We start from the raw sequence: 24,702 nt of genomic DNA on the forward strand, positions 1-24,702 counted from the left end.
CCCCTCATCCCGAGATCTTGATCCCGGGCGACGTGCCCCAGAACACGAGTGTCATGACCAGGTTCGCGAACACGATGACGATGATCGCGAGTCGGATGGCATGTCCGGCAGCAACTCCCACTCCTTCGGGACCACCTGAGGCGAAGTAGCCGTAATAGCACTGGATGAACGTCGTCAGGAGGACGAAGACGATCACCTTGAAGAACGAGAACAACATGTCCCACGAGACGAGGAACTGGTTGAAGTAGTACAGATACGTGCCCTCACCCTGACCGCTCTGCAGCATGAACATGAACTGGCAGGCGAGGTAGTTGGCGGCCAGCGACACCGAGTAGAGCGGGATGATCGCCAGGACGGCCGCACACATCCGGGTGGTGACGAGATACGGCAGCGGCCGGATCGCGATCGCCTCGAGGGCGTCGATCTCCTCGGCGATGCGCATCGAGCCCAACTGTGCGGTGAACCGGCAACCCGACTGGGCGGTGAACGCGGTCGCGGCGAGCAGCGGTGCGATCTCGCGGGTCGTCGCGAAGGCGGACAGCCCGCCGGTCACCGGGGACATGCCGAGCAGATTGAGGGCGGTGTAGCCCTCGATGCCCACGGTCGCGCCGCCCATGATGCCGAGGATCACCATGACGCCCACCGTGCCGCCACCGACGACGATGGCGCCGTTGCCCCAGGCCACGTCGGCGAGGAGGCGCCACACCTCTTTGCTGTAGTGACGGAACGCCAGTGGCACCGCGGCGATCGAGCGGACCAGGAAGGTGATCAGATGGCCCATCGCGGCGAGCGCATCGCGCGGACCGCGGTACACCGCCTTGGCGGCCTCGAGCGGCCGCAGGGCCGGAGGTACATACCGTGACGCGGTCATCTCACACCACCCTCGACGGGAACAGGATCGCGAACAGCTGCGTGAGGATCACGTTCACCGTGAACAGCAGCAGGACCGAGTTGACGACAGCGGCGTTCACCGAGTTGGCCACACCCGCGGGCCCGCCCTTCGTCGAGAGGCCGCGATCGCAGGCGACGATGGCCACGATCGCGCCGAATATGACGGCTTTGGACAACGCGAACATGAGGTCGGCGGTGGTGGCGAAGGACGCGAAGGTGCCGGTGTAGCTACCCGGTGTGCCGCCCTGGAAGTAGACGTTGAAGACGTAGCCGGTGATGAACCCGACGAAGCAGACGAACCCGCAGAGCAGGAAGCTGACGACCATCGTCGCGAGGAGTCGCGGCGAGATCAGACGCTCGATGGGGTTGACGCCCATGACGCGCATCGCGTCGATCTCGTCGCGGATGGTGCGGGATCCGAGGTCCGCGGCGATCGCCGAGCCGACGGCGCCCGCGAGGAGCAGCGACGTCACCAGCGGTGCACCCTGCCGGATCACACCGAGACCCGTCGCCGCGCCGGAGAACGACGTGGCACCGACCTGACCGGCGATGTTGGACACCTGGATCGACACGATGACGCCGATCGGGATGGCGACCAGGAGGGTCGGGAAAACCGAGGTGCTGGCCATGAAGGCGCACTGACGGATGAACTCCCCGAAGGGGAACCGTCGCTTGAAGAGATCGACGAAGAGGGTCCGGAACACCTCGACGAACATGCCGAGCTGGCGACCGAATGTGTCGAACGAGGCGACGACATGGCCGTCCACCCACGACCGCACCGCCCCCGGCCTCTTGCGACCCACCTCCTCGTCGTCCGAGGTGACTGCGTTAGTGCTCAATCCCTGCCCTTGGGTCTCGGCTTACCCGTTCACCGGCCGTCAGGTCGCGATCGCGCGCGTCGTGGCCGACGCGCGTCCTCGTTTCCGCAGAACCCCTCCGCGTGCCCCCCGTGGGCATGAGCGCCGCGGGTAACATACCCCATTCTCCTCTTCCGAATGTGTCCGGCCTCACACTAGCGCCCGACTGCACCTGTCCGAGGTCCGACATACCTTGCATGATGTGACGAATCCCCCGACCGCTGCCGCTGTTGCCCAGAGCACAATAACTTGGTCGGACGACCAGCGGGAACAAAACCTACCACTTCGTTCCAATGTGGAGCCCTTCCGACCACCGCGATCACTGGGCGAACTCCGGGTCTGGGCACCGAACGCGCAGGTCGTAGAGCTGGTGATCGGGTCGTCCGCGCAGGACCCGGCCGCGGACCGGATCACCATGACGGCAGGCGCGGGCGGGTGGTGGCAGGTGGACACCACACCGGGAACCGAACCCGTCGGAGAACTGCGCTACGGATTCTCGATCGACGGCGGACCGGTGCGTCCTGATCCGCGGGCCGTGCGCCTGCCGGACGGGGTGCACGAACTGTCGGCATTGTTCACCGTCGACGACGCCGGATGGACCGACGCCGACTGGACCGGTCGCGACATCCGGGGAGCGGTGGTCTATGAGCTCCATCTCGGCACCTTCACCCCGGAGGGCACGCTCGACTCCGCCATCGGCCGGCTCGACCATCTCGTCGACCTGGGGGTCGACTTCGTCGAGCTGATGCCGGTCAACGCGTTCAACGGGGTTCACAACTGGGGCTACGACGGCGTCGGCTGGTACGCGGTGCAGGAGACCTACGGCGGACCGGCAGCGCTGGCCCGGTTCGTCGACGCCTGTCACGCCCGGGGACTCGGTGTCGTCCTCGACGTCGTCTACAACCATCTGGGTCCGTCCGGCAACTACCTACCCGACTTCGGGCCCTACCTCTCCGCGGGCGTCACATCCTGGGGATCGTCGGTCAACCTGTCCGATCCGGACTCCGACGAGGTCCGTGCGTTCATCGCCGGTACGGCCCTGCGGTGGTTCACCGAGTTCCATGTCGACGCCCTGCGCCTCGACGCGGTGCACGCGCTGGCCGACCACCGCGCCGTGCACATCCTGGAAGAACTCGCCGCCGCGACCGACGATCTCGCCGTCGAACTCGGACGGCCGCTGTCGCTGATCGCCGAGAGCGACCTCAACGATCCCCGCATGATCTCCCCGCGCAGCGTCAACGGACTCGGACTCGCCGCGCAGTGGGACGACGACATCCACCACGCGATCCACACGCTGGTGTCGGGCGAACGGCAGGGTTACTACCGCGACTTCGGAAGCTACGGCTGCCTGAAGAAGGTTCTCACCGGCGGGTTCTTCCACGACGGCACCTATTCGTCGTTCCGGAAACGCCGTCACGGACGGCCGATCCCGACCGACCGGCTGCCCGCGTCGGCCCTCCTCGCCTATACCTGCAACCACGATCAGATCGGCAATCGGGCGATCGGCGACCGCCCGAGCGCCTACCTCGACGGCGGACAGCTGGCGATCAAGGCGGCGCTGGTCCTGCTGTCTCCGTTCACCCCGATGCTGTTCATGGGTGAGGAGTGGGCGGCCGCGACACCGTTCCAGTTCTTCACCTCCCACCCGGAGCCCGAACTGGGCCGGGCCACCGCGGAGGGGCGCAAATCGGAATTCGCCGAACACGGCTGGGACAGTGACGACGTGCCCGATCCGCAGGACCCGGCGACGTTCGAACGGTCGAAGCTGGACTGGACCGAACTCGACGATCCCGCGCACGCGCGTGTGCTCGACTTCTATCGAACCCTCATCGCCTTGCGGAAAGCCGAAGCCGCGCTGTCCGATCCGGCCTTCTCGTCGGTGTCCGTCGACTTCGACGAGGCGGCCGGATGGTTCGCGATGCATCGCGGTGACTGGTCGGTGGTGTGTGTTCCCGGCGCCGCACCGGTGACCGTCCCGATCTCGCTCGACGTCGAATTGGCCTGGCAGTCACCGAGTTCCGAGGACTCCGGACTCGCTTCACCGGGACACAACGTGATCGTCGGCCGCCGCCGGAACGTCTCATAGCCCGAAGCCGGGTGTACCGCGGCTCCGGGCTATGGAATCGAGGTGCTCAGACGGCGTCGCCGCCGTCGATGCTGCCGAAGTCGCCGACCTCGACGTTGCCCTCGTCGTCGACCGCGGTGTCGAAGGTGCCGTCGCAATCGGTGTCGGCGACCGCGATGTCGGTGTAGCCGTCGGCGTCGGTGTCGGCCTCGATGACGTCGATCTCGCCGTCGGCATTGGTGTCGTAGGCGATCGAGTCGGCCTGGCCGTCGCCGTCGGTGTCGAGGATGGCGTCGGTGGTGCCGTCACCGTCGACGTCGGTGAGTGCGGCGTCGGTGGCTCCGTCGCCATCGGTGTCGATGAGAACGGCGTCGGCGGGGATCTCGGTGCTCATGGGGTTGTCCTTCCAAGTGACGAGGCGCTGTGGTGGTGCAGTGCCTCTGGGCGGTTCATGTACTTGGAGGCGGCACCGGACGCGAATGTTCCCGTGGTCTGGTGAGTCATCCGAATGGTCGACGCCGGAGTTTCGCGGCCCCGATTCTCAGGTCAGGTAGGCGTACGCCGGACTACCCGGCTCGAGCCGCTCGCAGTGGAGTCGGGAGTGGGCCATCCGGTCCATCAGGTCGCCGAGCCCGTCGCGGTGTCCCAGCTCGACGCCGACGAGGGCGGCGCCGGTCTCCCGGTTGTTGCGTTTCACGTACTCGAACAGCGTGATGTCGTCGTCGGGTCCGAGAACCTCGTCGAGGAATCGCCGCAGCGCACCCGGCTCCTGTGGGAAGTCGACCAGGAAATAGTGCTTGAGTCCCCGGTGCACCAGCGAGCGCTCGATGATCTCGCCGTACCGGGACACGTCGTTGTTGCCGCCGGAGACCAGGCACACCACCGTGGAGTCCGCGGGCAGCTGCAGTTTGTCGAGGATCGCGACGGCGAGCGCCCCCGCGGGTTCGGCGATGATGCCCTCGTTCTGGTAGAGCTCGAGCATCGCCGAGCAGATGGCGCCTTCATCGACGTGGGTGATATGCGCAGTTCCCGGCACGGGCGCTTGACGCTCGTCGGGTACCACGCGTGCGGCGGGGGCGTCGGTGATGCTCGCCAGCACCGGGTGATCGGTCACGGTCGCGCCCATCTCCGACAACACCCGGTGCCCGATGGTCCCGATGCGCTTCACCGCTGCCCCGTCGACGAACGGGTCGATCTCGGCGAGGGTCACCGGTCCCCCGTTGACGAGGGCGGCGCTCAGCGACACCGCGCCGGTCGGTTCGACACCGACGATCGTGACGTCCTCGGACAGGCCGCGGAAATAGGTGGCCATCCCGGCCAGGCATCCCCCGCCGCCGACCGGTGCGACCACGACGTCGGGAACACGACCGAGCTGTTCGACGATCTCGTGCGCGATGGTCCCCTGACCGGCCGCGGTCCGCGGGTCGTCGAATGCATGAATCCACGCGGACCCGGTACGCATCACGTCGTCCTGAGCAGCGGCCGCGGCGGCGTCGTAGGTGTCGCCGACGGCCCTGAGCTCGACGAAGTCACCACCGTGCCAACGGATTCGATCTCGTTTCTGCTTGGGCGTGGTGGTCGGGACATAGATGCGTCCGGGCACCTGCATGCTCCGGCATGCGAACGCGACCCCCTGGGCGTGATTGCCGGCGCTGGCCGCGACGACGCCACGCGACAGCTCCTCGGCCGACAGCTGCGCCATCACGTTGTAGGCACCGCGCAGTTTGTAGGAACGGACGGCCTGGAGGTCCTCGCGCTTCAGGAAGATCTCGGCCCCGGTGTCGGCGGACAGCCGCGGGCAGATCTCGAGCGGGGTACGCGCCACCGCGTCGGCGATACGGATCGATGCGGCTTCGATCGCGTCTACCGACAACGCCTGTTGATGGACCGGGACGTGGTGCGTACTCACGACAGCCATGTTCTCACTGTCTGCCGGTGATCCGATGTCGCGGGTTCCGACGCCCGTCCGCGACCGCGTCGTGGGTGGTGGCCTCGCGGCGCCGGATGAATCGCATCGCGGCACATTCGCGCACCCGATGGCGCAACACTGGACGGGTGCGTTTGACAGCGAGCCGGACGGGAATCTTCCCGACAACCGTCTCGCCCAGCCATCGCCGACGGCGACCAGCCTCACCGACCAGGGAGCAGCCATGACAGCTCGTCGAACCTTCCCACCCCGCACCCGACGCCTGTCGCGACTGGCCGCGCTCGGCGCGGCCGCCGCTCTGGCGGTCGGACTCGGAGCCGCCGTGGACCCCGCCCCGGCCGCGGCCGCCCCCGTGTGTGCGGGTGCCGGGCAGCCGGCGCGACTCGTCGGGTCGGTGTCCGGCGCAGCGCTCGAGGGCCTGACCGTCGACGCCGCCGGACGCCTCTACACCACCGACCTGATCACCGGTCGTGTGTATCGCCTCGCCGGACCGGGCGCACCAGCCGTTCCGATCGCACGCGTGCCGGGCGGGAGCGGAGCGGGCGCGCTGGCGTGGACCCCCGGCGGCACCCTGCTGGTCGGATACGGCGCCGACCCGCGTGTCTTCGTGGGCGACGCGCTGCGACACGCATCCATCGCCCGTCTCGACGTCAACACCCGCGCACTGCGGCCCTGGGTGACGGGACTCTCGGCGGCCAACGGGATGGATGTGTCGGCGCGCGGAAATGTGTACGCCACCAACGACTTCGGCAATCTCATCGGTCGGGTGAGCCCCACCGGCGCCGTGCAGGCGGCTTGGGGAGCGCTGCCGAGCGCGAACGGAGCAGTTCTCGGACGCGGCGACGGGTGGCTGTACGTGTCGAGGACCTTCGTGAACCCGGGCGTCAGCCGGATCTCCACCGCGAATCCGCGCGTCGTGCAGAACCTGCTCAACGTGGGTGCGCCGTCGACGCCGGACGGACTGACCCTCGATTCACGAGACCGACCTGTGGTGCCGTTCAACGCGACGGGTGAGATCGTGCGTGTGACGGCGCCCGGAAGCTACTGCGTGCTCGCGACGGGCCTACCGACCTCGAGCGTCGTGTCCTACGGACGAGGCGACCGCGGGTTCTCGGCCGGACGTCTCTTCCGCGCCGGATTCGACGGACGGATCTACGAGATCCCCGGCGGGTTCGATGCCGGCGCGACGGCCGCCGTCCCCGGCAGGTAGCGCTCGCCCCACCACACCGCGAGCAGCGTCAGTCCGCTCGCCCAGGCGGTGACCGCGAGTGAGCCGAGAAGAACGAGGCTGACCAGTGCCACCACGACCGCGGCGGCGACGGCGTGCGCCTTGTGGACCGGCCACTGCGCACCCAGGACATCGACGGTGCGGGGCTGCCGCGATGCCGGACGACCGGGGTCGACGTCGATCAGAGTCGCCATGTCGGATCACTCCCTCACTGGCCGGGTGCGCTGGACGTGACGTCGAGTGTAGCGGAAGGCGAAGGAAAATGTTCGGGTACCCGAATCCTGCGTCACGGCCGGGTGAAGTCGGTCGAGCAGGCGTCCCTCACTTCAGCCGCGTCAGCTCAGACAGCTGGGCCCCAGGAGGGCTTTGAGGTCGCCCATCAGCGCCGAACTCGGGGCCACACGCAACGACTCGGTCAGTTTCAGCTGGGTCTGCCGCTTGTCGCTGACGAGCGTCACGTGCACGTCGGCCATGCCGGGATGCCGGGTCAGCACCTGCTTGAGCGCCGCCACGCGGTCGGGGGTGCAGAGTCGCGCCGACAGTGTCAGGGCCACCGGTTTGGTCGCCCCCGCGGTTTCCAGATCCGGCACCGCGAGATCGTTCGCGCTGATCATCATGCTGTCGTCGCGCAGGTTGACGCGCGCCTTGATCAGGACGATGTTGTCGGCGACGATGTCCATCCCGTACGCGACATAGGCCCGCGGGAAGAAATACACCTCGACTCCACCGACCATGTCCTCGAGGGTCACCGCGGCCCACGGCTCGCCCTTCTTGTTCACCCGCCGGGTCACCGAGGAGATGATGCCGCCGATGGTGATCTGGGCGCCGTCGGCGACGTTGCCCTCGAGGAGCGTCGAGATCGAGGTGTCGGTGTGCGCGGCGATCGCGTGCTCGACGCCGCTGAGCGGATGGCCGGACACGTAGAGCCCCAGCATCTCCCGCTCGATGGCGAGCTTGTGCTTGGTGTCCCATTCCTCTTCGGGCACCTTGACCGCGAACACCTCGGCCATCGAGTCGTCGGCACCGCCGGCGTCGCCGAAGAGGTCGAACTGTCCGATCGCCTCGGCCTTCTTGGTTCCGATGACCGATTCGACGGCCTCCCCGTGTACGAGGAACAGACCCTTGCGCGGGTGTCCGAGTGAGTCGAAGGCGCCGGCCTTGATCAGCGACTCGGTCACCTTCTTGCTGCAGGCGGTGACGTCGATCTTGCCGAGGTAGTCGGAGAAGTTGGTGAATTTCCCCTTCTCCTCGCGCGCCGAGATGATCGAACCGACGACGCCGGAGCCGACGTTGCGGATCGCGGCCAGGCCGAATCGGATGTCCTTGCCGACCGCGGCGAAGTTCCGCTGGGACTCGTTGACATCGGGCGGCAGCACGGTGATCCCGAGCTTGCGACAGTCGGCCAGGTAGATCGCGGCCTTGTCCTTGTCGTCGCCGACCGAGGTCAGGAGGCCGGCCATGTACTCGGCGGGATAGTTCGCCTTGAGGTACGCGGTCCAGAAGGACACCAGCCCGTAGCCGGCGGCGTGCGACTTGTTGAACGCGTAGCCGGCGAACGGCAGGACGGTGTCCCACAGCGCGGTGATCGCGGCCTGGGAGAAACCGTTGTTGCGCATGCCCTCCGCGAAGCCGTCGTAGGCCTCGTCGAGGATCTCCTTCTTCTTCTTGCCCATCGCGCGACGCAGCAGGTCGGCCTGTCCGAGCGAGTACCCGGCGACCTTCTGCGCGATCTGCATGATCTGCTCTTGGTAGACGATGAGGCCGTAGGTCTCCGACAGGATCTCCTTGAGCGGCTCCTCCAGCTCGGGATGGATCGGCCTGATCTCCTGCAGACCGTTCTTGCGCTTGGCGTAGTCGGTGTGGGCGTTCACACCCATCGGCCCGGGACGGTACAGCGCGAGCACGGCGACGATGTCCTCGAACCCGGTGGGCTGCATCATCTTCAGGAGTTCGCGCATGGCGGCGCCGTCGAGCTGGAACACCCCGAGGGTGTCGCCACGGGCGAGCAGTTCGTAGGTCTTCTCGTCTTCGAGCGGCAGCGAGTCGAGGTCGAGATCGATTCCCCGGTTGAGTTTGATGTTCTCCAGGGCGTCACCGATGACGGTGAGGTTGCGCAGACCCAGGAAGTCCATCTTCAGCAGGCCGATCGCCTCACACGACGGGTAGTCCCAGCCGGTGATGATGGCGCCGTCCTGCGCGCGCTTCCACACCGGGATCGCGTCGGTCAGCGGCTCCGAGGACATGATCACCGCACACGCGTGCACACCGGCGTTGCGGATCAGACCCTCCAGTCCGATCGCGGTGTCGTAGATCTTCTTGACGTCCGGATCGGTCTCGATGAGCGTGCGGACCTCGGCGGCCTCGTTGTAGCGCTCGTGTTCGGGGTTGGTGATACCCCAGACCGGGATGTCCTTGGCCATGATCGGCGGCGGCAGCGCCTTGGTGATGCGGTCGGCGATCGCGAATCCCGGCTGACCGAACTGGACGCGCGCCGAATCCTTGATCGCGGCCTTCGTCTTGATGGTGCCGAACGTGATGACCTGGGCCACCTTGTCGCTGCCCCACCGGTCGGTCGCGTACCGCACCATCTCGCCTCGACGACGGTCGTCGAAGTCGATGTCGATGTCGGGCATCGACACCCGCTCGGGGTTGAGGAACCGCTCGAAGAGCAGGCCGTGCGGGATCGGGTCGATGTTCGTGATGCCCAGCGCCCAGGCCACGAGCGAACCGGCCGCCGAGCCACGGCCCGGGCCGACCCGGATGCCGACCTCGAGAGCGTGGCGGATGAGGTCGCCGACGACGAGGAAGTAGGCCGGGAACCCCATCTGGATGATGACGTCGAGTTCGTAGTTGGCGCGCTGCAGGTATTCCTCGGGCACCTCGGTGCCGGCGAAACGGCGCTCCGCGAGTCCCTTCGCGACCTCCTTGCGCAGGAACGTCTGCTGCGTCTCGCCGTCGGGGACCGGGAAGACCGGCATCCGGTCGCGGTGGGTGAAGACCTCTTTGTAGGACTCGACGCGCTCGCCGATCTCCAGGGTGTTGTCACACGCCCCGGGGACGATCGAGTCCCACTGCTCGCGCATCTCGGCCGCGGACTTCAGGTAGTAACCGTCGCCGTCGAACTTGAACCGGGTCGGATCGGAGAGGGTCTTGCCGGTCTGCACGCACAGCAGCGCCTCGTGCGCCGCGGCGTGCTCCTTGGTCACGTAGTGGCAGTCGTTCGTGACGATCGGCTTGATGCCCAGCTTGCGACCGATCTCGAGCAGACCGTCGCGCACACGCCGCTCGATCTCGAGCCCGTGCTCCATGAGTTCGAGGTAGAAGTTGTCCTTGCCGAAGATCTCCTGCCACTTCGCCGCGGCCTCGAGCGCCTCGCGGTCGTGGCCGAGCCGGAGCCGGGTCTGCACCTCACCGGACGGGCATCCCGTCGTCGCGATGATCCCCTCGGCGTGCTCGGCGATCAGGTCCACGTCCATCCGCGACCACTTGCCGAGCTGCCCCTCGATCGACGCGAGGGACGACAGCTTGAACAGGTTGCGCAGCCCGGTCGCGTTCTCGGCGACCATCGTCATATGGGTGTAGGCACCCGAGCCGGAGACGTCGTCGCTCTTCTGATCGCGGGTGCCCCACTGGATTCGTTTGGTGTCGAATCGTGAGCCGGGGGCGATGTAGGCCTCGATGCCGATGATCGGCTTGATGTCGTTCTTGACCGCAGTGTTGTAGAACTCGCTGGCGCCGAACATGTTTCCGTGGTCGGTCATGCCGATCGCGGTCATTCCCAGACGTTTGGCCTCGGCGAACAACGGGGACACCTTCGCCGCACCGTCGAGCATGGAGTACTCGGTGTGGTTGTGCAGGTGTACAAACGAGTCCGTCACGGCGCCTCTTCTGTCGAGATCAGTCGGTAGATGTCGGGTCAGTCGTCAGATGTCGGTTCGGTCGGCGGTCATCGGCACCCGGGAGAGTGCGCCCGAAGGCGGTCGGGCGGGTCCGAGTCCGGGTCCACTCTAGGCGCGTGCACCGACACCGCCGGGCTCCCACTCCGCGTCGTGACGGATGGGACAGCTGTGGTAGCGGAGCCGGTTCGCTCACCGCGCTCACAGGGCCATGAACACGAGGACGATCGCGACCAGCAACACCGCGGCGACGATCGCCAGCACGATGGGCAACCGGTTCGACGACGACGGCGTCGATGAAGTCGGACCCGCCGGCCCGGCCCAGCCCCGGGGACCTTGACCGGGCAGCCCGCCGGGTCCCGCGGCATCCAGGCCGCGCGGCGGGGTGCCGGCCGGTGTCGGGCCGACGCCGCCCAGGCGGCTCCGGTCGGGCCGCAGGTGGTCGTTGCTCTGCCGGAACGGATTCGACGGCGGATGCTGCCACACCGCCGGATCGGCACCGGTCGTCGGCCTCGATCTCGGGCCGCGCCCGGGCACCCGCGAGCCCGGCGCGGGGCCGGAGGGCGGCGTGGCGGCACCCGGTGGGGCGTTCGGCGGACCGCCGCGCGCCGGGGCCGCGCGCTGCGTCGCTTCATGTGCCGGGTCAACGTTCGCCGCGGGACGGCCGGGCCCGGGTCGGCGGGGCTCGGCCGGCCCCGGCCGTGATCGACGTTCCGCGGGTGGTCGGTCGGGGGTCGCGGCGCGACCGGCGGGCGGCGGTGTCGGCCGGTCGGACCGTCCGGGCATGTCCGGCGCGCGCGGACCCGGGACGGCGCCGCCGGCCATCCGACCGGGGAGGCCGCGAACCGTCTCCGCGTCGAGGTCGGCGGCCGACCTCGGCCGCACGTTCCGCAGACCCGTCGCCAGCGCGTCGGCGAACTCCCGGCAGCTGGCGAAGCGCTCGTCCGGGGACTTCGCCATCGCACGCGCGATGACCGCGTCGGCGTCGGGCGAGAGTCCGGGCACGAGCTCGGAAACCCGCGGTACGGGTTCTTTCAGATGTGCTCCGATGACGGCGCCGTTGTCGCGGTCGTCGAAGGGCACGCGCCCGGTGAGCAGGTGGAAAGTGGTGGCCGCCAGCGAATACTGGTCGGTCCGGCCATCGAGTCGACGACCCGTCAGCTGCTCCGGGGACGCGTACGACAGCGTGGCGAGGACCGTGCCGACCGAGGTGAGCGCCTCGGTCTCGTCGGACAGTTTGGCGACCCCGAAGTCGGTCAGCAGGACCCGCTGCTCGTCGAACGACGAATCCTCGTCGACCTCGGCGAGCAGGATGTTGGCGGGTTTCACATCGCGGTGCAGCAGTCCGCGCCGGTTGGCGTGGTCGATCCCCCGCGCCACCTCCGACACGATGTGCACCACGCGACGCGGGGCGAGGCGGCCGCATCCGGCGAGTTCGCGCGCACAGTCGGTTCCCGGGACGTACTGCATGGCGATCCAGAGCAGATCGGCCTCCGCCGACTTGTCCGGCCTCGACGCCACCGGCACACTCGCACGTCCGCGGTTGAACACGGTGACGATGTTCGGGTGGTCGAGCGTGGCCGCGACCTCGGCCTCCCGCAGGAACCGCCGGCGAAAGTTGCTGTCCGTGAGCCCGGCCGAGGCCTTCAGCACCTTCAGGGCGTCGTACCGGGGCAGCTCCGGATGCCGGGCGAGGAAGACCGCACCCATGCCGCCGCTGCCGAGTACCCGTTCGACGCGGTACCCGGCGACGAGGGTTCCCGGCTCGAGCACTCCCCCAATCTAGCGGTGTGTCTTGGAAATAGTCGATCGAACGGCCTGGTCGCGCGTGAGATCAGGTCGCGCGCAAGACCTCGAGCGCGTGCTGCAGGTCCTCGGGGTATGACGAGGTGAACTCCACCTGTCGGCCGTCGGCCGGATGGGCGAACCCGAGCGACCGCGCGTGCAGCCACTGGCGTTCCAGACCCAACTTCTTGGCCAGCACCGGATCGGCGCCGTACGTGGGATCACCGCAGCACGGATGGTGGAGGGCCGAGAAGTGAACCCGGATCTGGTGCGTGCGACCGGTTTCGAGGTGAACGTCCAGCAGCGACGCCGACGCGAACATCTCCAGGGTGTCGTAGTGGGTGACACTCGGTTTGCCGTTCGCGGTCACCGCGAACTTCCAGTCGTTGCCGCGGTGCCGGCCGATCGGCGCGTCGATGGTCCCCGACGGCGGATCGAGGTGCCCCTGGACGAGCGCGTGGTAACCCTTGTGCACGGTCCGCTGTTTGAACGCCCGCTTGAGCAACGTGTACGCCCGTTCGGACACCGCGACCACCATGACCCCCGACGTGCCGACGTCGAGACGGTGGACGATCCCTTGACGTTCGTGCGCTCCCGAGGTCGAGATCCGGAAACCCGCAGCCGCGAGGGCCCCGATGACCGTCGGGCCGCTCCAGCCCAGCGAGGGATGCGCGGCGACACCCACCGGCTTGTCGACGACGACGATGTCGGAGTCGTGGTAGATGACCTCGAGGTCCTCGACCGGGGTCGGCTCGACGCGCAGCGGCTCCTCCGGTTCGGGCAGCGTGACGTGCAGCATCGTGCCCGCGGCGAGTTTGTGCGACTTCCCCACCGCCACGCCGTCGACGACGACGTCGCCCTCCTCGGCCAGAGTGGCGACGACGGTGCGCGACAGCCCGAGCATCCGGGAGACACCGGCATCCACGCGCATCCCGTCGAGGCCGTCGGGCACCGGCAGGAACCGCGATTCACGCATGCGCGCCGCCCTCGGTGCCGGCGGGATCGCGCTGCTCGCGACGGGCCGCCCAGCCCGTGCGGGTGCCGTCGTAGTCGAAACCGAGCGCGGAGAGGACGACCAGGAGGATCGCACCGCACACCACCGCGGAGTCGGCGACGTTGAACACCGGCCACCACCCCACCGACACGAAGTCGACGACATGGCCCTGAAGTGGTTGCGGGGCACGGAAGATGCGGTCCGTCAAGTTGCCGATGGCGCCACCGAGCACAAGGGCCAGACCCGCCACCCACCACCAGGAGCGCAGCCGGCTGCTGTAGCGGATGATCACGAGCACGACCACCAGGGCGATGATCGACAGCACCCAGGTGTATCCGGTGGCCATGGAGAAGGCCGCGCCGCTGTTGCGGACCAGACGCAGCGTGACGAAGTCGCCGATGATCTCCACCGGGCGCATCGGGTCGATCGCGGCGACGGCGATCGACTTCGTCAGCTGGTCGAGTCCCAGGACCACGAGCGCGACGCCGAGCACCACGATCGTCGCCTTCGGCACCCGACGGCCGGGACGTGCGGCGGCGTCGGTGTCGCCGGGTCGCCGGTCGGCCCCGGGTTCGACACGGTCGTGCGGGTCCACGTGCTCTCGATCCGTCAGGGGTTGGTCATCCACAGCATCATTGTCCACGACACGTCGAATACGCTGGCTACCCGTGTCCCCGCATCCCCGTCGCCTCCGGTCCGTCGTCTCGTCCATCGGGGCGGTGACCGCGCTGTCCGTACTGGTCGCGGGATGCGCATCGGGTCCCGACGAGACGCCCGGCGCTCCGGCGGCGAGCACATCGGCGGGCTGCAGCACCGACTCGCCGTCCCGCGCCGCCGGTGCGGCGCCGGTCCCGATCGCACCGGCGACGGTGACGATCGTCGACGCGGGAACCGGGGAGCGCCGCGTGCCGACGACTGCGCCGGACGTCGCCACCGCCCAGTCGGTGACCCTGGTGACGACCTCGGAGGTGGCGTCGCCGGGCACCTCGGACGCCCAGACCGTCGAGATGCCACTGACCGCGCGGTTCGGGTGCGCCGACCCCGCCGACCTCGAACTCGACCTCGGCACGGTCACATCCCCCGACACGACCCTGAACGACGAACTGTCGGCGATGACCGGCGCGAAAGCCGGTCTCACGCTCGGTCCGGGCCTGGCGCCGGTGTCCCTGCGGATCGCGCCGCCGGAGCCGGCCGGCGGCGAGGCGCGACTGGCGGTCGAGCAGGCGCTGGTGTCGGCGTTCAACGCCGCGGTCGTGCTCCCGACCGAACCGATCGCGGTGGGTGCGACGTGGCGGAGCGAGCGGGTGATCGCGGCCGCGGCGACCGTCACCCAGACCATCGAGGCACGGCTCACCGGATGGGACGGCAACCGGCTGACCATCGAGTACACCGCCGACGAGACCCCGGTGAACTCGGTGTTCGCGATCCCCGGCGGCAGTGACAGCCTCACCATCAGCCGCTACAGCTACACCGGTCAGGGCTCGGTGACCGTCGACCTGACCCGCGGGCTGCCCATCGCCGGCGAAGCCACCTATCGGGGCGCTCGCGAGTTGGTCGGTGCGGACCCGAACCGGCCGCTGGTGCAGCGGACCGGACTGTCCGTCACCTGGCGCTGAACGCCGACGGCCCCGGGTCACCGACTTCGGTCGGCGACGCGGGGCCGCGGATCATGCTGTGCGGCGAGTGGTCAGCTCGCAGGAGCGCACATGGCGCTCTCGACCTGGTAGAGGCCGAGGAGGTTGCACACGGTCTCGTTCGAGAGCTTCCAGCGTCCGTCGTCGAAGACGATGGTCGACTCGGCGTTGGTCGGCGGGTTGCCCGCGGTCTCGATCCGGACCTTGACGCGGGCCTTGTTCGGGCCGGCGCTGATCACGGGGTTGACGAGGACCCAGTCGACGTCGGAGTTCTCGGCACGTGCCTTGACCAGCTCGTCGAAGATCGCCGGGTCCTTCTCCGAACCCTCGACCAGTTCGACCTTCTCGGCCCGCGGGATGTCGGGGTCGACGGCCTGATCGACCATCTCGTTGAGCGCGGCGATCGACGGCGGGTTGCTGCCGTCGGTGATCTCGGAGCCGTCGCCGCTCGCGGCTGCGGTGTCGGTGCTGGTGAGCGTCGGTGCGGGCGGCGCGTCTGCGTCGTCACTCCCGCAAGCCGCGACGGTGGTCATCAACGCGGCCGCGATCATGGTCGCGCCCAGGAATTTCCGATACTTCAACGATCTCCCTCACTGTGTTCTCGGGCATGGGGTGCGCCGGCGGGCGCTCTCGTACCGCGATGCCGGACGTGTCTGCCGGGTTCGACCCGACAAGACGTGTCTGCCGGGGTGTACCCCCAGCCGGACGTGTGTGCCGGGTTCCCCCCGGCGACGGCCCACACCACTATGCCAAACGGCGGGCACCAGGGGTCCCCGGCGTCCGGCGACACGCGACGACGATCCGCCCGGCCGGCGGCGCCGAGCAGGCAACGCTTGACGGGCCGACAGGGTTCCGGTGACCCTTGGGCACCATGACAGGCACCCCGCCCGCGGCCACCGGAGTCACCGTGCTGATCAGCACCGGAGGCACGATCGCCGCCCAGACCACCGACGACGGCGCGATCCCGGCGCTCGGCTCGGCCGCTCTCCTCTCCGCCGCCGGGACGATCACCACCGGGACCGGGGACATCGGGACCGGGGACGACGGGACGTCGCGCACTCCGTCGGCGATCCGCACCGTCGACCTCATGTCGGTGGACAGTTCGGCGATTACCGTCGCCGACCAGTTCGCGGTGGTCCGCGCGATCGCCGACGCGCTTGCCGACCCCGCCGTCCGCGGTGTGGTGATCACACACGGAACCGACACGATGGAGGAGACGGCCTACCTCGCCGACCTGTACGCCGCCGACGAGCGGCCGGTCGTGTTCACCGGGGCCATGCTGCCGTCTGATTCTCCTCGCGCCGACGGGCCGTCGAATCTCGCCGCCGCGTTGGCCGCGATCGACGACCCGACCGCTCGTGGTCGAGGAGTCCTCGTGGCCATGGGTGGCCGGCTCCTGCCGGCACGCGGGTTGTTCAAGGTCTCCACCACCGACCCGGCAGCCTTCGACACCGTGCAGGGCACCGGCCGGGCCGACGACCCGCCGGTGCCGAGACGAGTGCTCGCCGGACCGGTACCGGTGGGCCGGCCGGCACGCGTCGACGCCTTCACCCTCTATCCGGGCGTGTCACCGGGACTGATCGCCGCGTCCGTCGCGCAGAATGCCGCCGGCGTGGTCCTCGCGGCCACCGGCTCCGGGAACACCCACCCGGACATCACCGCCGAGGTGGCACTCGCCGTCCAGCGCGGGGTGACCGTCGTCGTCACCAGCCGCGTCCCGTACGGCGAGGTGACCGCGACCTACGGCGGGGGCGGCGGCGCAGTCGATCTGCGGCGGGCCGGGGCGATCGTGTCACCCTGGCTGCGCGCACCGCAGGCGCGCATGGCGCTCATCGCACTGCTGACCTCGGGTCACGATCTCGGATTGATCACCAATTTCTTTGTCGCACAACAGGACTGAGTGCTGACACCGGCACCCGCCGGGTGGCGGTCACGGCCGGTCGATACCGTGCCCGATCGGTCAACCGTCGCCGGGAAGATCCCACTCGAGGCTGTCGAGCGGATCCGCCGGACGGAGGTTCGGATCGTCGACCGGAAACGTGCGCGTGCGCCCCGGCCCGCTCGTGCGGGTCTCGAATCGCACGGTCACGACCCCGTGTCCACTCCCCTGAACCCAGCCGTGCCCGTGGTCGGGGTGGGTCACGTCGGCGCCGGGGCCGAAGCGGCCGACCGGCATCGAACTCCCTCCCGGCGCGAACCGCGGGGGTTCGGGCGCCGAGTCAGCTATCTGGACGATCGGCGCCTCGGCCCCGGCCGGGTCCGGTGACGCCGCCACCTCGGCGCCGCCCCCCGCTGCCGCGCCGCGGCCTGCGGCGGTGTCGTGATGGGTGGTCTCGACATCGGCCGGTCCCTCGCTGCCCAGCTCGTCGAAGAGGGCGTACTGCTGAACCGCGGTCAACCCCGAGAAGCTGACGCCGACAAGGCGAATCGCCCCGATGGAACGCGGATCGAGCGCGAGCCGCTGCGCCGTCCGCTCGAGGTCGTCGAAGTCGGTGGTGGCCGCCGCGGTCGTCGCCGAGCGCGTCAGGATCGACATGTCGGATCTCTTGAGTTTCAGCACGACGGTGCGTGCGCCCCGACCGTCGGCGAGCAGTCGGCGGTGAGCGTCGGCGGCGGCCTTGCGGATGGCGGGACGCAGCGCGTCGAGTTCGACGATGTCCTCGGCGAAGGTCGACTCGGCGCTGATCTGCTTCGAGGAGGCACGTTCGGCGACCGGCCGGTCGTCGATGCCGTGGGCCAGGCGATGCAGCGCGGGACCGACGGTGGCGCCCAGCACGGAGGCCACCTCGACCGGCGACATCGCCGCGAGGTCACCGATGGTCGCGATCCCCAGCCGCGCCAGCCGATCACCGGACACGGGTCCGATGCCCCACAGCTTGCGGACCGGGAGCGAATGCAGGAACTCGAGCTGACCGGACGGCGGGATCACCATCACCCCATCGGGTTTGGCCATCCCCGAGGCGATCTTCGCGAGTTGTTTGCCGCTCCCGAGCCCGACCGACGCGGCGAGTCCGACGTCACTCCGGATCCGGGATCGGAGCTCCTCGGCGAACTCGCGGGCCGCGTCGACGGTCGCCCCCGCGAGTTCTTCCGGCTCACCGAACGCCTCGTCGAACGAGAGCGTCTCGATGACCGGAACAGCCTCGCGCACAATGCCGAAGACACGTTTGCTAACCGTGCTGTACACCGATCCGCGCGGCGGGATGACCACGCCGGTCGGCCCGATGAGCCGACGCGCCTGGTGCATCGGCATCGCCGAGCCGGCACCGAACACGCGCGCCTCGTAGCTGGCGCCGGCGACCACCCCTCGCCCACCGGACCCGCCGACCAGTACCGGGCGGCCGCGCAGCGTCGGGCGGGTGAGCTGTTCGACGGAGGCGAAGAACGCGTCCATGTCGAGGTGCATCACCCAGCGCGGGCTGCGTTCGGACCCCCGCCCCGACACCGCACCGACCGGGCGCGACGGTTCGGGTTCGAGGCGTGACACCTCACCGAGTCTAGTGAGCAGCGGTGACGGCGAAGACGGGGATCAGCCCGGCGTGGGCGGCGAGATCCTCGTCGGACGACGCGAGCTCGAGGCCCGCGGGCAGGAACCGCCCGACCTCCCACCCCCAGCGGCGCAGGTACTCCCGGATGACCGGCGGGCGAAGCGCGGGGTCGATTTCGGTGAGGGTGACGACGGCCCGACGTCGGCCACGGCGGAGTTCCACCGTCCCGGCCACGCGTGCGTTGCGGACCCATTGCGTGTCGCCTCGGACGGCGACCAGGTACTCCGCCCCGTCGAGCCGCAGCACGTTGACCGGAACCCGCTGCGGCATGCCGGTCTTCCGGCCGACGACGGTGAGCGTCTGCGCCCCGGCCAGGTTGACCCCGCGGTCGGCGAGCCAGCGCACCGCGCGGTTGAAGGCGGCGTCGAATCCGCTGGGGGCCTTGTAGTGGGTGGTCGCGGTCATGATCGGCCTTTCGTCGAGGTGGCACTTTCGAGAGCAGTGCTCTCGAAGTTGAGTATGCAGCCACGCCGCCGGGAAATCAAGAGCACCGCTCTCGGTTTGTGGCAGGATCGTCGCCATGGCCACCGGACGAACCCGCGCGGAGAACCGCGCGATGATGACCGACGAGATCCGTCGACTGGGACGCGAACACCTGACCACCTACGGCGCCGCCGGGCTCTCGTTGCGCGCCATCGCGCGCGACTTGGGCGTCGTCTCCTCGGCGGTGTACCGGTACGTCCCGAGCCGTGACGAGTTGCTGACCATGTTGCTGGTGGAGGCCTACACCGATGTCGCGGACGCCGTCGATGCCGCGGCCGATTCCATTGCCACCTCCCGACGGCGCGATCGACTCGCGGCCGCGGCCGGGGCAGCGCGGACCTGGGCTCTCGCCGAGCCATCCCGCTGGGCGCTGATCTACGGAAGCCCGGTGCCCGGCTACTCCGCCCCCGGCGAGCGGACCATCGGGCCCGGCACACGCATTCCCGTGCGGCTCCTCCGCGAGTGCTCGGCCGCCCACGCCGAAGGCCTGCTACGCGCCGACCTCCCCTCTCCCACAACGGATGTCGCCGCGGACATGGACGCGATCCGCGACGAGTTCGACCTCGACACACCCGCCGCGGTCCTGGCCGCGGCCACCACGTTGTGGGCCGTACTCGTCGGCGCGATCAGCCTGGAGACCTTCGGCCAGTACGGGACCGACACCTTCGCGCATCCCGAGCAGCTGTTCCGGCTCCAGATCGAGCAGACACTGTCGGGCCTGTTCGCCTGAGATCGGACAGAGTGCGGTATTCGTACCGGTTTCCGGTACAGGTCCCGCACTCTGCGCGGTGGGTGGATCAGCGGGTGACCGGCCGACGGAGCTCGACCCCGACGAGCTTGTCGGGGTTGCGCATCACGTAGATGTCGACGATCAGGTCGTCGACGACGCGGAGGGTGATCGCGGTCTGCAGCCGGCCGTCGAAGTAGAGGATCATCCCGGGCTGACCGTTGAAGACCACGAACTCGGCGCGGTAGTCCTCGAGCACAGCGCCGATCCGGGCGAACCCCGACAGCACCTGCATCACCGCGGGCGCCCCGCGCATGGGCTGCCGTACCGCGGTGGCCTTGCCGTTGCTGTCCGAGGTCAGCACGACGTCGGGTGTCATGAGGGCGACAAGCGCGTCGGCGTCACCCGACTCGGCCGCGTCGAGGAACGTCTCGACGATGTCCGCGGCGCGGGCGCGGTCCATCGGATCGAACCGGGGGCGGCGACGCTCGACGAACGACCGGCCTCGCTCCGCGAGCATCCCCACCTCGTCGGGCGTCCAGGACAGCATCGTGGCGATCGTGTCGTCGGCGAATCCGAAGACCTCACGCAGGACGTACACCGTCCGTTCAGCGGGCTCGAGTTCCTCCAGAACGAGCAGCATCGCGGTCGACGCGAATTCCGCGAGACCCGCGTCGGCGAGGACGTCGCCGTCGAACCGGATGGGATCGGGCAACCACGGTCCGACGTAGTCCCCGGCAACACGTCGACGCGCAGTGAGCGTCTCGAGCGCGCGCCGGGCGACCTGCGCGATGAGGTGCGCTCGGGCCGACCCGGGGCCGAACGCGTCCACCGGCGCGCTCGCCGGATGATCCCAGAGACAGTGTCGGACAACATGATCGGCGTCCACAGCCGAGCCCAGGATCTCGTAGGCCACCGTGAACAGCAGCGGTTCGAACGCGGCGGATCGCGCCGGGATCGGGTCCACGTCCATGCGGGTCATCGGGGTCTGCCCCCTCGTATATGGTTCGGGCGGCGAACGACGCGCTCGGGTGTGTGCTCACCCTGCGGGGCCGGGTCGCGGCAGTCTCCACACCGTACGTGGCGCAGCACCACCAGGGTGCGACTGTTGCGATCGGTGTCCCAGATCGTCTCGTCCGATCACACCTCCCGCGCGACCGACGACGACACCGCGCGGACACCCGGCCGGGATGTCCGCGCGGTGCCCGGGTCAGCGGATCAGTTCGCCTTCGCCACGTCGGCGGTCACACCATCGCCCAGTTCGATGCTGCCCGCGTCACCGTCGCCGGTCACGTCGAACCGCACCGCGAGCACCTCGCCGGCGATCAGGTCGGCGTGCGTCCTCGCCCAGTCCAGACGTTCGGCCGGTACGACGAGTCGCACCGTGATCCGGTCGGAGACGTCCAGTCCCAGGGTGCGGCGCGCATCCTGCAGCTCGCGAACCCGGTCCTTCGCCCACCCCTCGGCCTCGAGTTCGGGCGTGACCGCCGTGTCGAGGACGACCAGGCCGTTCCCGCCCGGCAGCTCCGCGGTCGAGTCCGGTTCGACGGCCACCAGCCGGCGGGTGAACTCCCCGTCGTGGAGTTCGATGCCGTCGGCGACGACGACCTCGGACCCGTCGGCGCCCTCGCCCGCAGTCCAGTTGCCTGACTTCACCGCCTTGATCGCACGCTGCACGTCCTTGCCCAGGCGGGGTCCGGCGGCACGGGCGTTGACCGCGATCTCGTAACGTCCGTACTCGCTGGCATCGGTCGCCAGAGTCACGTCCTTGACGTTCATCTCGTCCTTGATCAGGTCGACGAACGGCTCGAGCGCGGCCGCGGTCGGCGAGGCCACCGTCAGCCCCGACAGGGGCAGCCGGACCCGCAGCTTGTTGGCCTTGCGGACGCTCGACGCCGTCGAGCACACCGCCTGGACCTGGTCCATCGCCATGACCAGGTCGGCATCGGCCGGCAGCTCATCGCTCGTCGGCCAGTCCGTCAGGTGCACCGAACGCTCCCCGGTGAGACCCCGCCAGATGGCCTCGGTCGCCAGCGGGAGCAGCGGCGAGGCCAGCCGGCAGGCTACCTCGAGCACGGTGTACAGGGTGTCGAAGGCGTCGGTGTCCTCGTCCTGGCCGGCCCAGAAGCGTGCCCGGGAACGACGCACGTACCAGTTGGTGAGCGACTCGACGAACTCACGGAAGGCGTCGCACGCCCCCGCGATGTCGTAGGTGTCGAGCGCCGCGGTCATCGTGTCGCGGGTCGTCGCCAGCTTGGCCAGGATGTAGCGGTCGAGCACGTGCTGCGAGTCGGTCCGCCAGGTCGCCGGGCGCTCGGCGTAGAGCTGCAGGAAGCTGTAGGCGTTCCACAGCGGCAGGAGCGCCTGACGCACCCCTTCCCGGATGCCTCGCTCCGTCACGACGAGGTTGCCGCCGCGCAGGATCGGCGAGGCCATCAGGAACCATCGCATCGCGTCCGATCCGTCGCGATCGAAGACCTCGTTGACGTCGGGGTAGTTGCGCTTGGACTTCGACATCTTCTGGCCGTCGTCGCCCAGCACGATCCCGTGCGCAGCAACGGTTTTGAAGGCCGGCCGGTCGAACAGCGCGGTGGCCAGCACGTGCAGCGTGTAGAACCAGCCACGGGTCTGCCCGTTGTACTCGACGATGAAGTCGCCCGGGTTGTGGGCCGGGGCGTGCGCGGAGTCACCACCGTCGAACCAGTCGCGGTTCTCGAACGGATAGTGCACCTGGGCGAACGGCATCGAACCCGACTCGAACCAGCAGTCGAGGACCTCGGGCACCCGACGCATGGTCGACTTCCCGCTCGGGTCATCGGGATTGGGCCGGGTGAGTTCGTCGATGAACGGCCGGTGCAGGTTGTCCGGACGCACCCCGAAGTCGCGCTCGAGGTCGTCGAGCGAACCGTAGACGTCGACGCGCGGGAACTCCGGGTCGTCGGACACCCAGACCGGCAGGGGCGCACCCCAGTACCGGTTGCGGCTGATGTTCCAATCCCGGGCGCCTTCGAGCCACTTGCCGAACTGTCCGTCCCGGATGTGTTCGGGCACCCACGTGATCTGCTTGTTCAGTTCGACCATGCGGTCGCGGAACTGCGTCACCGCGACGAACCACGACGGCACCGCCATGTAGATCAGTGGCTGGCCCGACCGCCACGAGTGCGGGTAGGAGTGCTCGATGGTCTCATGGCGAAGGATCCGGCCGGATTCCTTCAGGTCCTTGATGATCACCGGGTTGGCATCGAACACCATCAGGCCCTCGTACGGCGGGACATGCGCGGTGAAGCGTCCGCCCGGGTCGAGCGGTTGCACCACCTCGATGCCGTTGGCGGTCGCGAGGTCCATGTCCTCCTCGCCGAAAGCCGGTGCGAGGTGCACGATCCCGGTGCCGCTGTCGGTGGTCACGTAGTCACCCAGCAATACGCGATGGGAGTTCGGATGGCCGGCGAAGAAGTCGAAGGGAGGCGCGTACGACAGGTCCTTCAAATCCGCACCGCGGTGCGTACCGAGCACCTCCGGATCGGCGATCTCCTTGGCGTACGCACCGAGCAGCGCCTCGGCCAGCAGGTATTCCCGGCCGTCGGCGGCCTTCACGTGGACATAGGTGACCTCGGGGTTCACCGCGATCGCGAGGTTGGACGGCAGGGTCCAGGGCGTCGTCGTCCAGATCAGCGCGTTGACTCCGTCGAGCGAGGCCAGCGGACCGTCGGGCACCCGCAGCGGCATCGTGACGGTGACCGCCGGGTCCTGCCGCATCCGATAGGCGTCGTCGAGTTTGGACTCCTGGTTGGACAACGGCGTCTGCTCGTACCAGCTGTACGGCAGCACGCGATAGCCCTGGTAGATGAGCCCCTTGTCGTAGAGCGCCTTGAACGCCCACATCACCGACTCCATGAAGTCGAGATCGAGTGTCTTGTAGTCGTTGTCGAAGTCGACCCAGCGGGCCTGGCGGGTCACGTAGTCACGCCACTCCCCCGTGTACCGCAGCACCGAGTCGCGGCAGTACTCGTTGAACTTCGCCATGCCCATCTTCTCGATCTCCGACTTGTCGGTGATCCCGAGCTGGCGTTCGGCCTCCAGCTCGGCAGGCAGACCGTGTGTGTCCCAGCCGAATCGGCGGTCCACCTTCTTGCCACGCATGGTCTGGTACCGGGGTACCAGATCCTTGACGTAACCGGTCAGCAGGTGACCGTAGTGCGGCAGGCCGTTCGCGAACGGCGGACCGTCGTAGAAGACGAACTCCTCGGCGTCGGCCCGGTTCTCGATCGACGCGGCGAAGGTCGAATCAGTGTCCCAGTACTGCAGGACCCGCTGTTCCACGGATGGGAAGTCGGGGGCGCTGCGCCCGGTGCCCCCGGTCATGTCGACTTTGGGATACACCCGCCCGGACTGAGTGGGGGCGGACTGGGTGGGGTCGGTCGCGTCGCTCACGGCTCGTCTCCTCGTGCCTGGTGATGTCTCATCGGCACGGGGACGCACACCGGAGGTCTGCGCGGTACCACCCCGCTTGCGTCGGAGATCCGACGCCACTCGACGAATCGCGACGGTCGATGACCGTACGATCCTGTGGCTGTAACGGGCCACGCCCGCCCGGTTCTACTGGGAGTCACGCATTCGCACCGTCCACTGGACGCCACACTCGATGACACTGTTCTTCCGGGTGCTCC

At 68.8% G+C, this 24,702-nt stretch carries 19 protein-coding genes; 5 read left to right on the forward strand and 14 right to left on the reverse strand.

Translation table 11 applies throughout. The annotated features are described in order from the left end of the window. Nucleotides 1-4: 4 nt before the first annotated feature. Both GR168_RS14345 and GR168_RS14350 read right to left on the reverse strand, forming a co-directional pair. Nucleotides 5-871: an ABC transporter permease gene (locus GR168_RS14345; protein WP_055476553.1), complete on the reverse strand. Its 867-nt coding sequence runs from the start codon at nt 869-871 to the stop codon at nt 5-7. A gap of 1 nt (nt 872) precedes the next feature. Beyond that, nucleotides 873-1,730: an ABC transporter permease gene (locus GR168_RS14350; protein WP_159371030.1), complete on the reverse strand. Its 858-nt coding sequence runs from the start codon at nt 1,728-1,730 to the stop codon at nt 873-875. A 313-nt stretch (nt 1,731-2,043) separates the two neighbouring features. Here GR168_RS14350 and treZ point away from each other — a divergent pair, with 313 nt between their 5' ends. After that, nucleotides 2,044-3,834 carry a malto-oligosyltrehalose trehalohydrolase gene (gene treZ, locus GR168_RS14355; protein ID WP_159371031.1) on the forward strand — a complete coding sequence of 597 codons (1,791 nt, stop codon included), beginning with the start codon at nt 2,044-2,046 and terminating at the stop codon, nt 3,832-3,834. A gap of 46 nt (nt 3,835-3,880) precedes the next feature. Here treZ and GR168_RS14360 read toward each other — a convergent pair whose 3' ends face one another. Together GR168_RS14360 and ilvA are read right to left on the reverse strand one after the other, a co-directional pair. Next, on the reverse strand, nt 3,881-4,207 hold the full coding sequence (locus GR168_RS14360; RefSeq protein ID WP_159371032.1) for a hypothetical protein: 327 nt from the start codon (nt 4,205-4,207) through the stop codon (nt 3,881-3,883). Nucleotides 4,208-4,354: 147 nt separating this feature from the next. Continuing rightward, complete coding sequence (ilvA, locus tag GR168_RS14365) at nt 4,355-5,731, reverse strand: threonine ammonia-lyase IlvA (RefSeq protein WP_159371033.1); 1,377 nt, start codon at nt 5,729-5,731, stop codon at nt 4,355-4,357. Nucleotides 5,732-5,963: 232 nt separating this feature from the next. Here ilvA and GR168_RS14370 point away from each other — a divergent pair, with 232 nt between their 5' ends. Further along, nucleotides 5,964-6,950, forward strand: coding sequence for a hypothetical protein (locus GR168_RS14370; RefSeq protein WP_159371034.1), 987 nt, complete (start codon nt 5,964-5,966; stop codon nt 6,948-6,950). Here GR168_RS14370 and GR168_RS14375 read toward each other — a convergent pair. From GR168_RS14375 to lspA, 5 genes are all read right to left on the reverse strand, one after another. After that, complete coding sequence (locus GR168_RS14375; RefSeq protein WP_055476140.1) at nt 6,893-7,162, reverse strand: hypothetical protein; 270 nt, start codon at nt 7,160-7,162, stop codon at nt 6,893-6,895. The genes GR168_RS14370 and GR168_RS14375 overlap by 58 nt on opposite strands. 141 nt (nt 7,163-7,303) lie before the next feature. After that, the gene (gene dnaE, locus GR168_RS14380; protein WP_055476139.1) at nt 7,304-10,846 is read right to left on the reverse strand and encodes a DNA polymerase III subunit alpha; all 3,543 of its coding nucleotides are present in this window, start codon (nt 10,844-10,846) and stop codon (nt 7,304-7,306) included. A 219-nt stretch (nt 10,847-11,065) separates the two neighbouring features. Continuing rightward, a complete protein-coding gene (locus tag GR168_RS14385; RefSeq protein WP_159371035.1) occupies nt 11,066-12,637 on the reverse strand; it encodes a serine/threonine-protein kinase in 1,572 nt (523 codons plus the stop codon). 61 nt (nt 12,638-12,698) lie between these two features. After that, nucleotides 12,699-13,625: an RluA family pseudouridine synthase gene (locus GR168_RS14390; RefSeq protein WP_055476137.1), complete on the reverse strand. Its 927-nt coding sequence runs from the start codon at nt 13,623-13,625 to the stop codon at nt 12,699-12,701. Next, nucleotides 13,618-14,271, reverse strand: coding sequence for a signal peptidase II (lspA, locus tag GR168_RS14395; RefSeq protein WP_065632315.1), 654 nt, complete (start codon nt 14,269-14,271; stop codon nt 13,618-13,620). Before lspA ends, GR168_RS14390 begins: the two co-directional genes overlap by 8 nt. 40 nt (nt 14,272-14,311) lie before the next feature. Here lspA and GR168_RS14400 point away from each other — a divergent pair, with 40 nt between their 5' ends. Further along, nucleotides 14,312-15,259 carry a hypothetical protein gene (locus GR168_RS14400; protein WP_058251730.1) on the forward strand — a complete coding sequence of 316 codons (948 nt, stop codon included), beginning with the start codon at nt 14,312-14,314 and terminating at the stop codon, nt 15,257-15,259. Nucleotides 15,260-15,330: 71 nt separating this feature from the next. Here GR168_RS14400 and GR168_RS14405 read toward each other — a convergent pair whose 3' ends face one another. Further along, nucleotides 15,331-15,810, reverse strand: coding sequence for a hypothetical protein (locus GR168_RS14405; protein WP_175401191.1), 480 nt, complete (start codon nt 15,808-15,810; stop codon nt 15,331-15,333). A gap of 338 nt (nt 15,811-16,148) precedes the next feature. Between GR168_RS14405 and GR168_RS14410 the strand changes: the two genes are divergently transcribed. Then, on the forward strand, nt 16,149-17,177 hold the full coding sequence (locus tag GR168_RS14410; protein ID WP_159371036.1) for an asparaginase: 1,029 nt from the start codon (nt 16,149-16,151) through the stop codon (nt 17,175-17,177). A gap of 60 nt (nt 17,178-17,237) precedes the next feature. On the opposite strand, the gene GR168_RS14415 is transcribed toward GR168_RS14410, so the two are convergent. Beyond that, complete coding sequence (locus tag GR168_RS14415) at nt 17,238-18,722, reverse strand: DNA polymerase IV (protein ID WP_275406225.1); 1,485 nt, start codon at nt 18,720-18,722, stop codon at nt 17,238-17,240. A 52-nt stretch (nt 18,723-18,774) separates the two neighbouring features. Beyond that, nucleotides 18,775-19,230 (reverse strand): nitroreductase/quinone reductase family protein, encoded by a 456-nt coding sequence (locus tag GR168_RS14420; RefSeq protein WP_159371037.1) that lies wholly within the window; start codon nt 19,228-19,230, stop codon nt 18,775-18,777. Between the two features lie 115 nt (nt 19,231-19,345). Here GR168_RS14420 and GR168_RS14425 point away from each other — a divergent pair, with 115 nt between their 5' ends. After that, nucleotides 19,346-20,038 carry a TetR/AcrR family transcriptional regulator gene (locus GR168_RS14425; RefSeq protein ID WP_065632310.1) on the forward strand — a complete coding sequence of 231 codons (693 nt, stop codon included), beginning with the start codon at nt 19,346-19,348 and terminating at the stop codon, nt 20,036-20,038. Between the two features lie 67 nt (nt 20,039-20,105). On the opposite strand, the gene GR168_RS14430 is transcribed toward GR168_RS14425, so the two are convergent. Next, nucleotides 20,106-21,017, reverse strand: a complete 912-nt coding sequence (locus tag GR168_RS14430) for a nuclear transport factor 2 family protein (protein WP_159371038.1) — start codon at nt 21,015-21,017, stop codon at nt 20,106-20,108. A gap of 236 nt (nt 21,018-21,253) precedes the next feature. Continuing rightward, a complete protein-coding gene (gene ileS, locus GR168_RS14435) occupies nt 21,254-24,397 on the reverse strand; it encodes an isoleucine--tRNA ligase (protein WP_275406226.1) in 3,144 nt (1,047 codons plus the stop codon). Between the last annotated feature and the right edge of the window lie 305 nt (nt 24,398-24,702).

The organism is Gordonia sp. JH63 (assembly GCF_009856645.1).
In the GTDB taxonomy this organism is placed as follows: Bacteria; Actinomycetota; Actinomycetes; order Mycobacteriales; family Mycobacteriaceae; genus Gordonia; species Gordonia hongkongensis.

Bases quoted from the DNA above. Each gene is read 5' to 3' on its own strand.
- GR168_RS14430 (WP_159371038.1), bottom strand. From the start codon at position 21,017: ATGACCCGCATGGACGTGGACCCGATCCCGGCGCGATCCGCCGCGTTC.
- GR168_RS14420 (WP_159371037.1), bottom strand. From the start codon at position 19,230: ATGACCGCGACCACCCACTACAAGGCCCCCAGCGGATTCGACGCCGCC.
- GR168_RS14370 (WP_159371034.1), top strand. From the start codon at position 5,964: ATGACAGCTCGTCGAACCTTCCCACCCCGCACCCGACGCCTGTCGCGA.
- GR168_RS14405 (WP_175401191.1), bottom strand. From the start codon at position 15,810: ATGACCACCGTCGCGGCTTGCGGGAGTGACGACGCAGACGCGCCGCCC.
- GR168_RS14345 (WP_055476553.1), bottom strand. From the start codon at position 871: ATGACCGCGTCACGGTATGTACCTCCGGCCCTGCGGCCGCTCGAGGCC.
- GR168_RS14390 (WP_055476137.1), bottom strand. From the start codon at position 13,625: ATGCGTGAATCGCGGTTCCTGCCGGTGCCCGACGGCCTCGACGGGATG.
- ileS (WP_275406226.1), bottom strand. From the start codon at position 24,397: ATGACCGGGGGCACCGGGCGCAGCGCCCCCGACTTCCCATCCGTGGAA.
- GR168_RS14425 (WP_065632310.1), top strand. From the start codon at position 19,346: ATGGCCACCGGACGAACCCGCGCGGAGAACCGCGCGATGATGACCGAC.
- ilvA (WP_159371033.1), bottom strand. From the start codon at position 5,731: ATGGCTGTCGTGAGTACGCACCACGTCCCGGTCCATCAACAGGCGTTG.
- GR168_RS14375 (WP_055476140.1), bottom strand. From the start codon at position 7,162: ATGGCGACTCTGATCGACGTCGACCCCGGTCGTCCGGCATCGCGGCAG.
- GR168_RS14410 (WP_159371036.1), top strand. From the start codon at position 16,149: ATGACAGGCACCCCGCCCGCGGCCACCGGAGTCACCGTGCTGATCAGC.
- GR168_RS14360 (WP_159371032.1), bottom strand. From the start codon at position 4,207: ATGAGCACCGAGATCCCCGCCGACGCCGTTCTCATCGACACCGATGGC.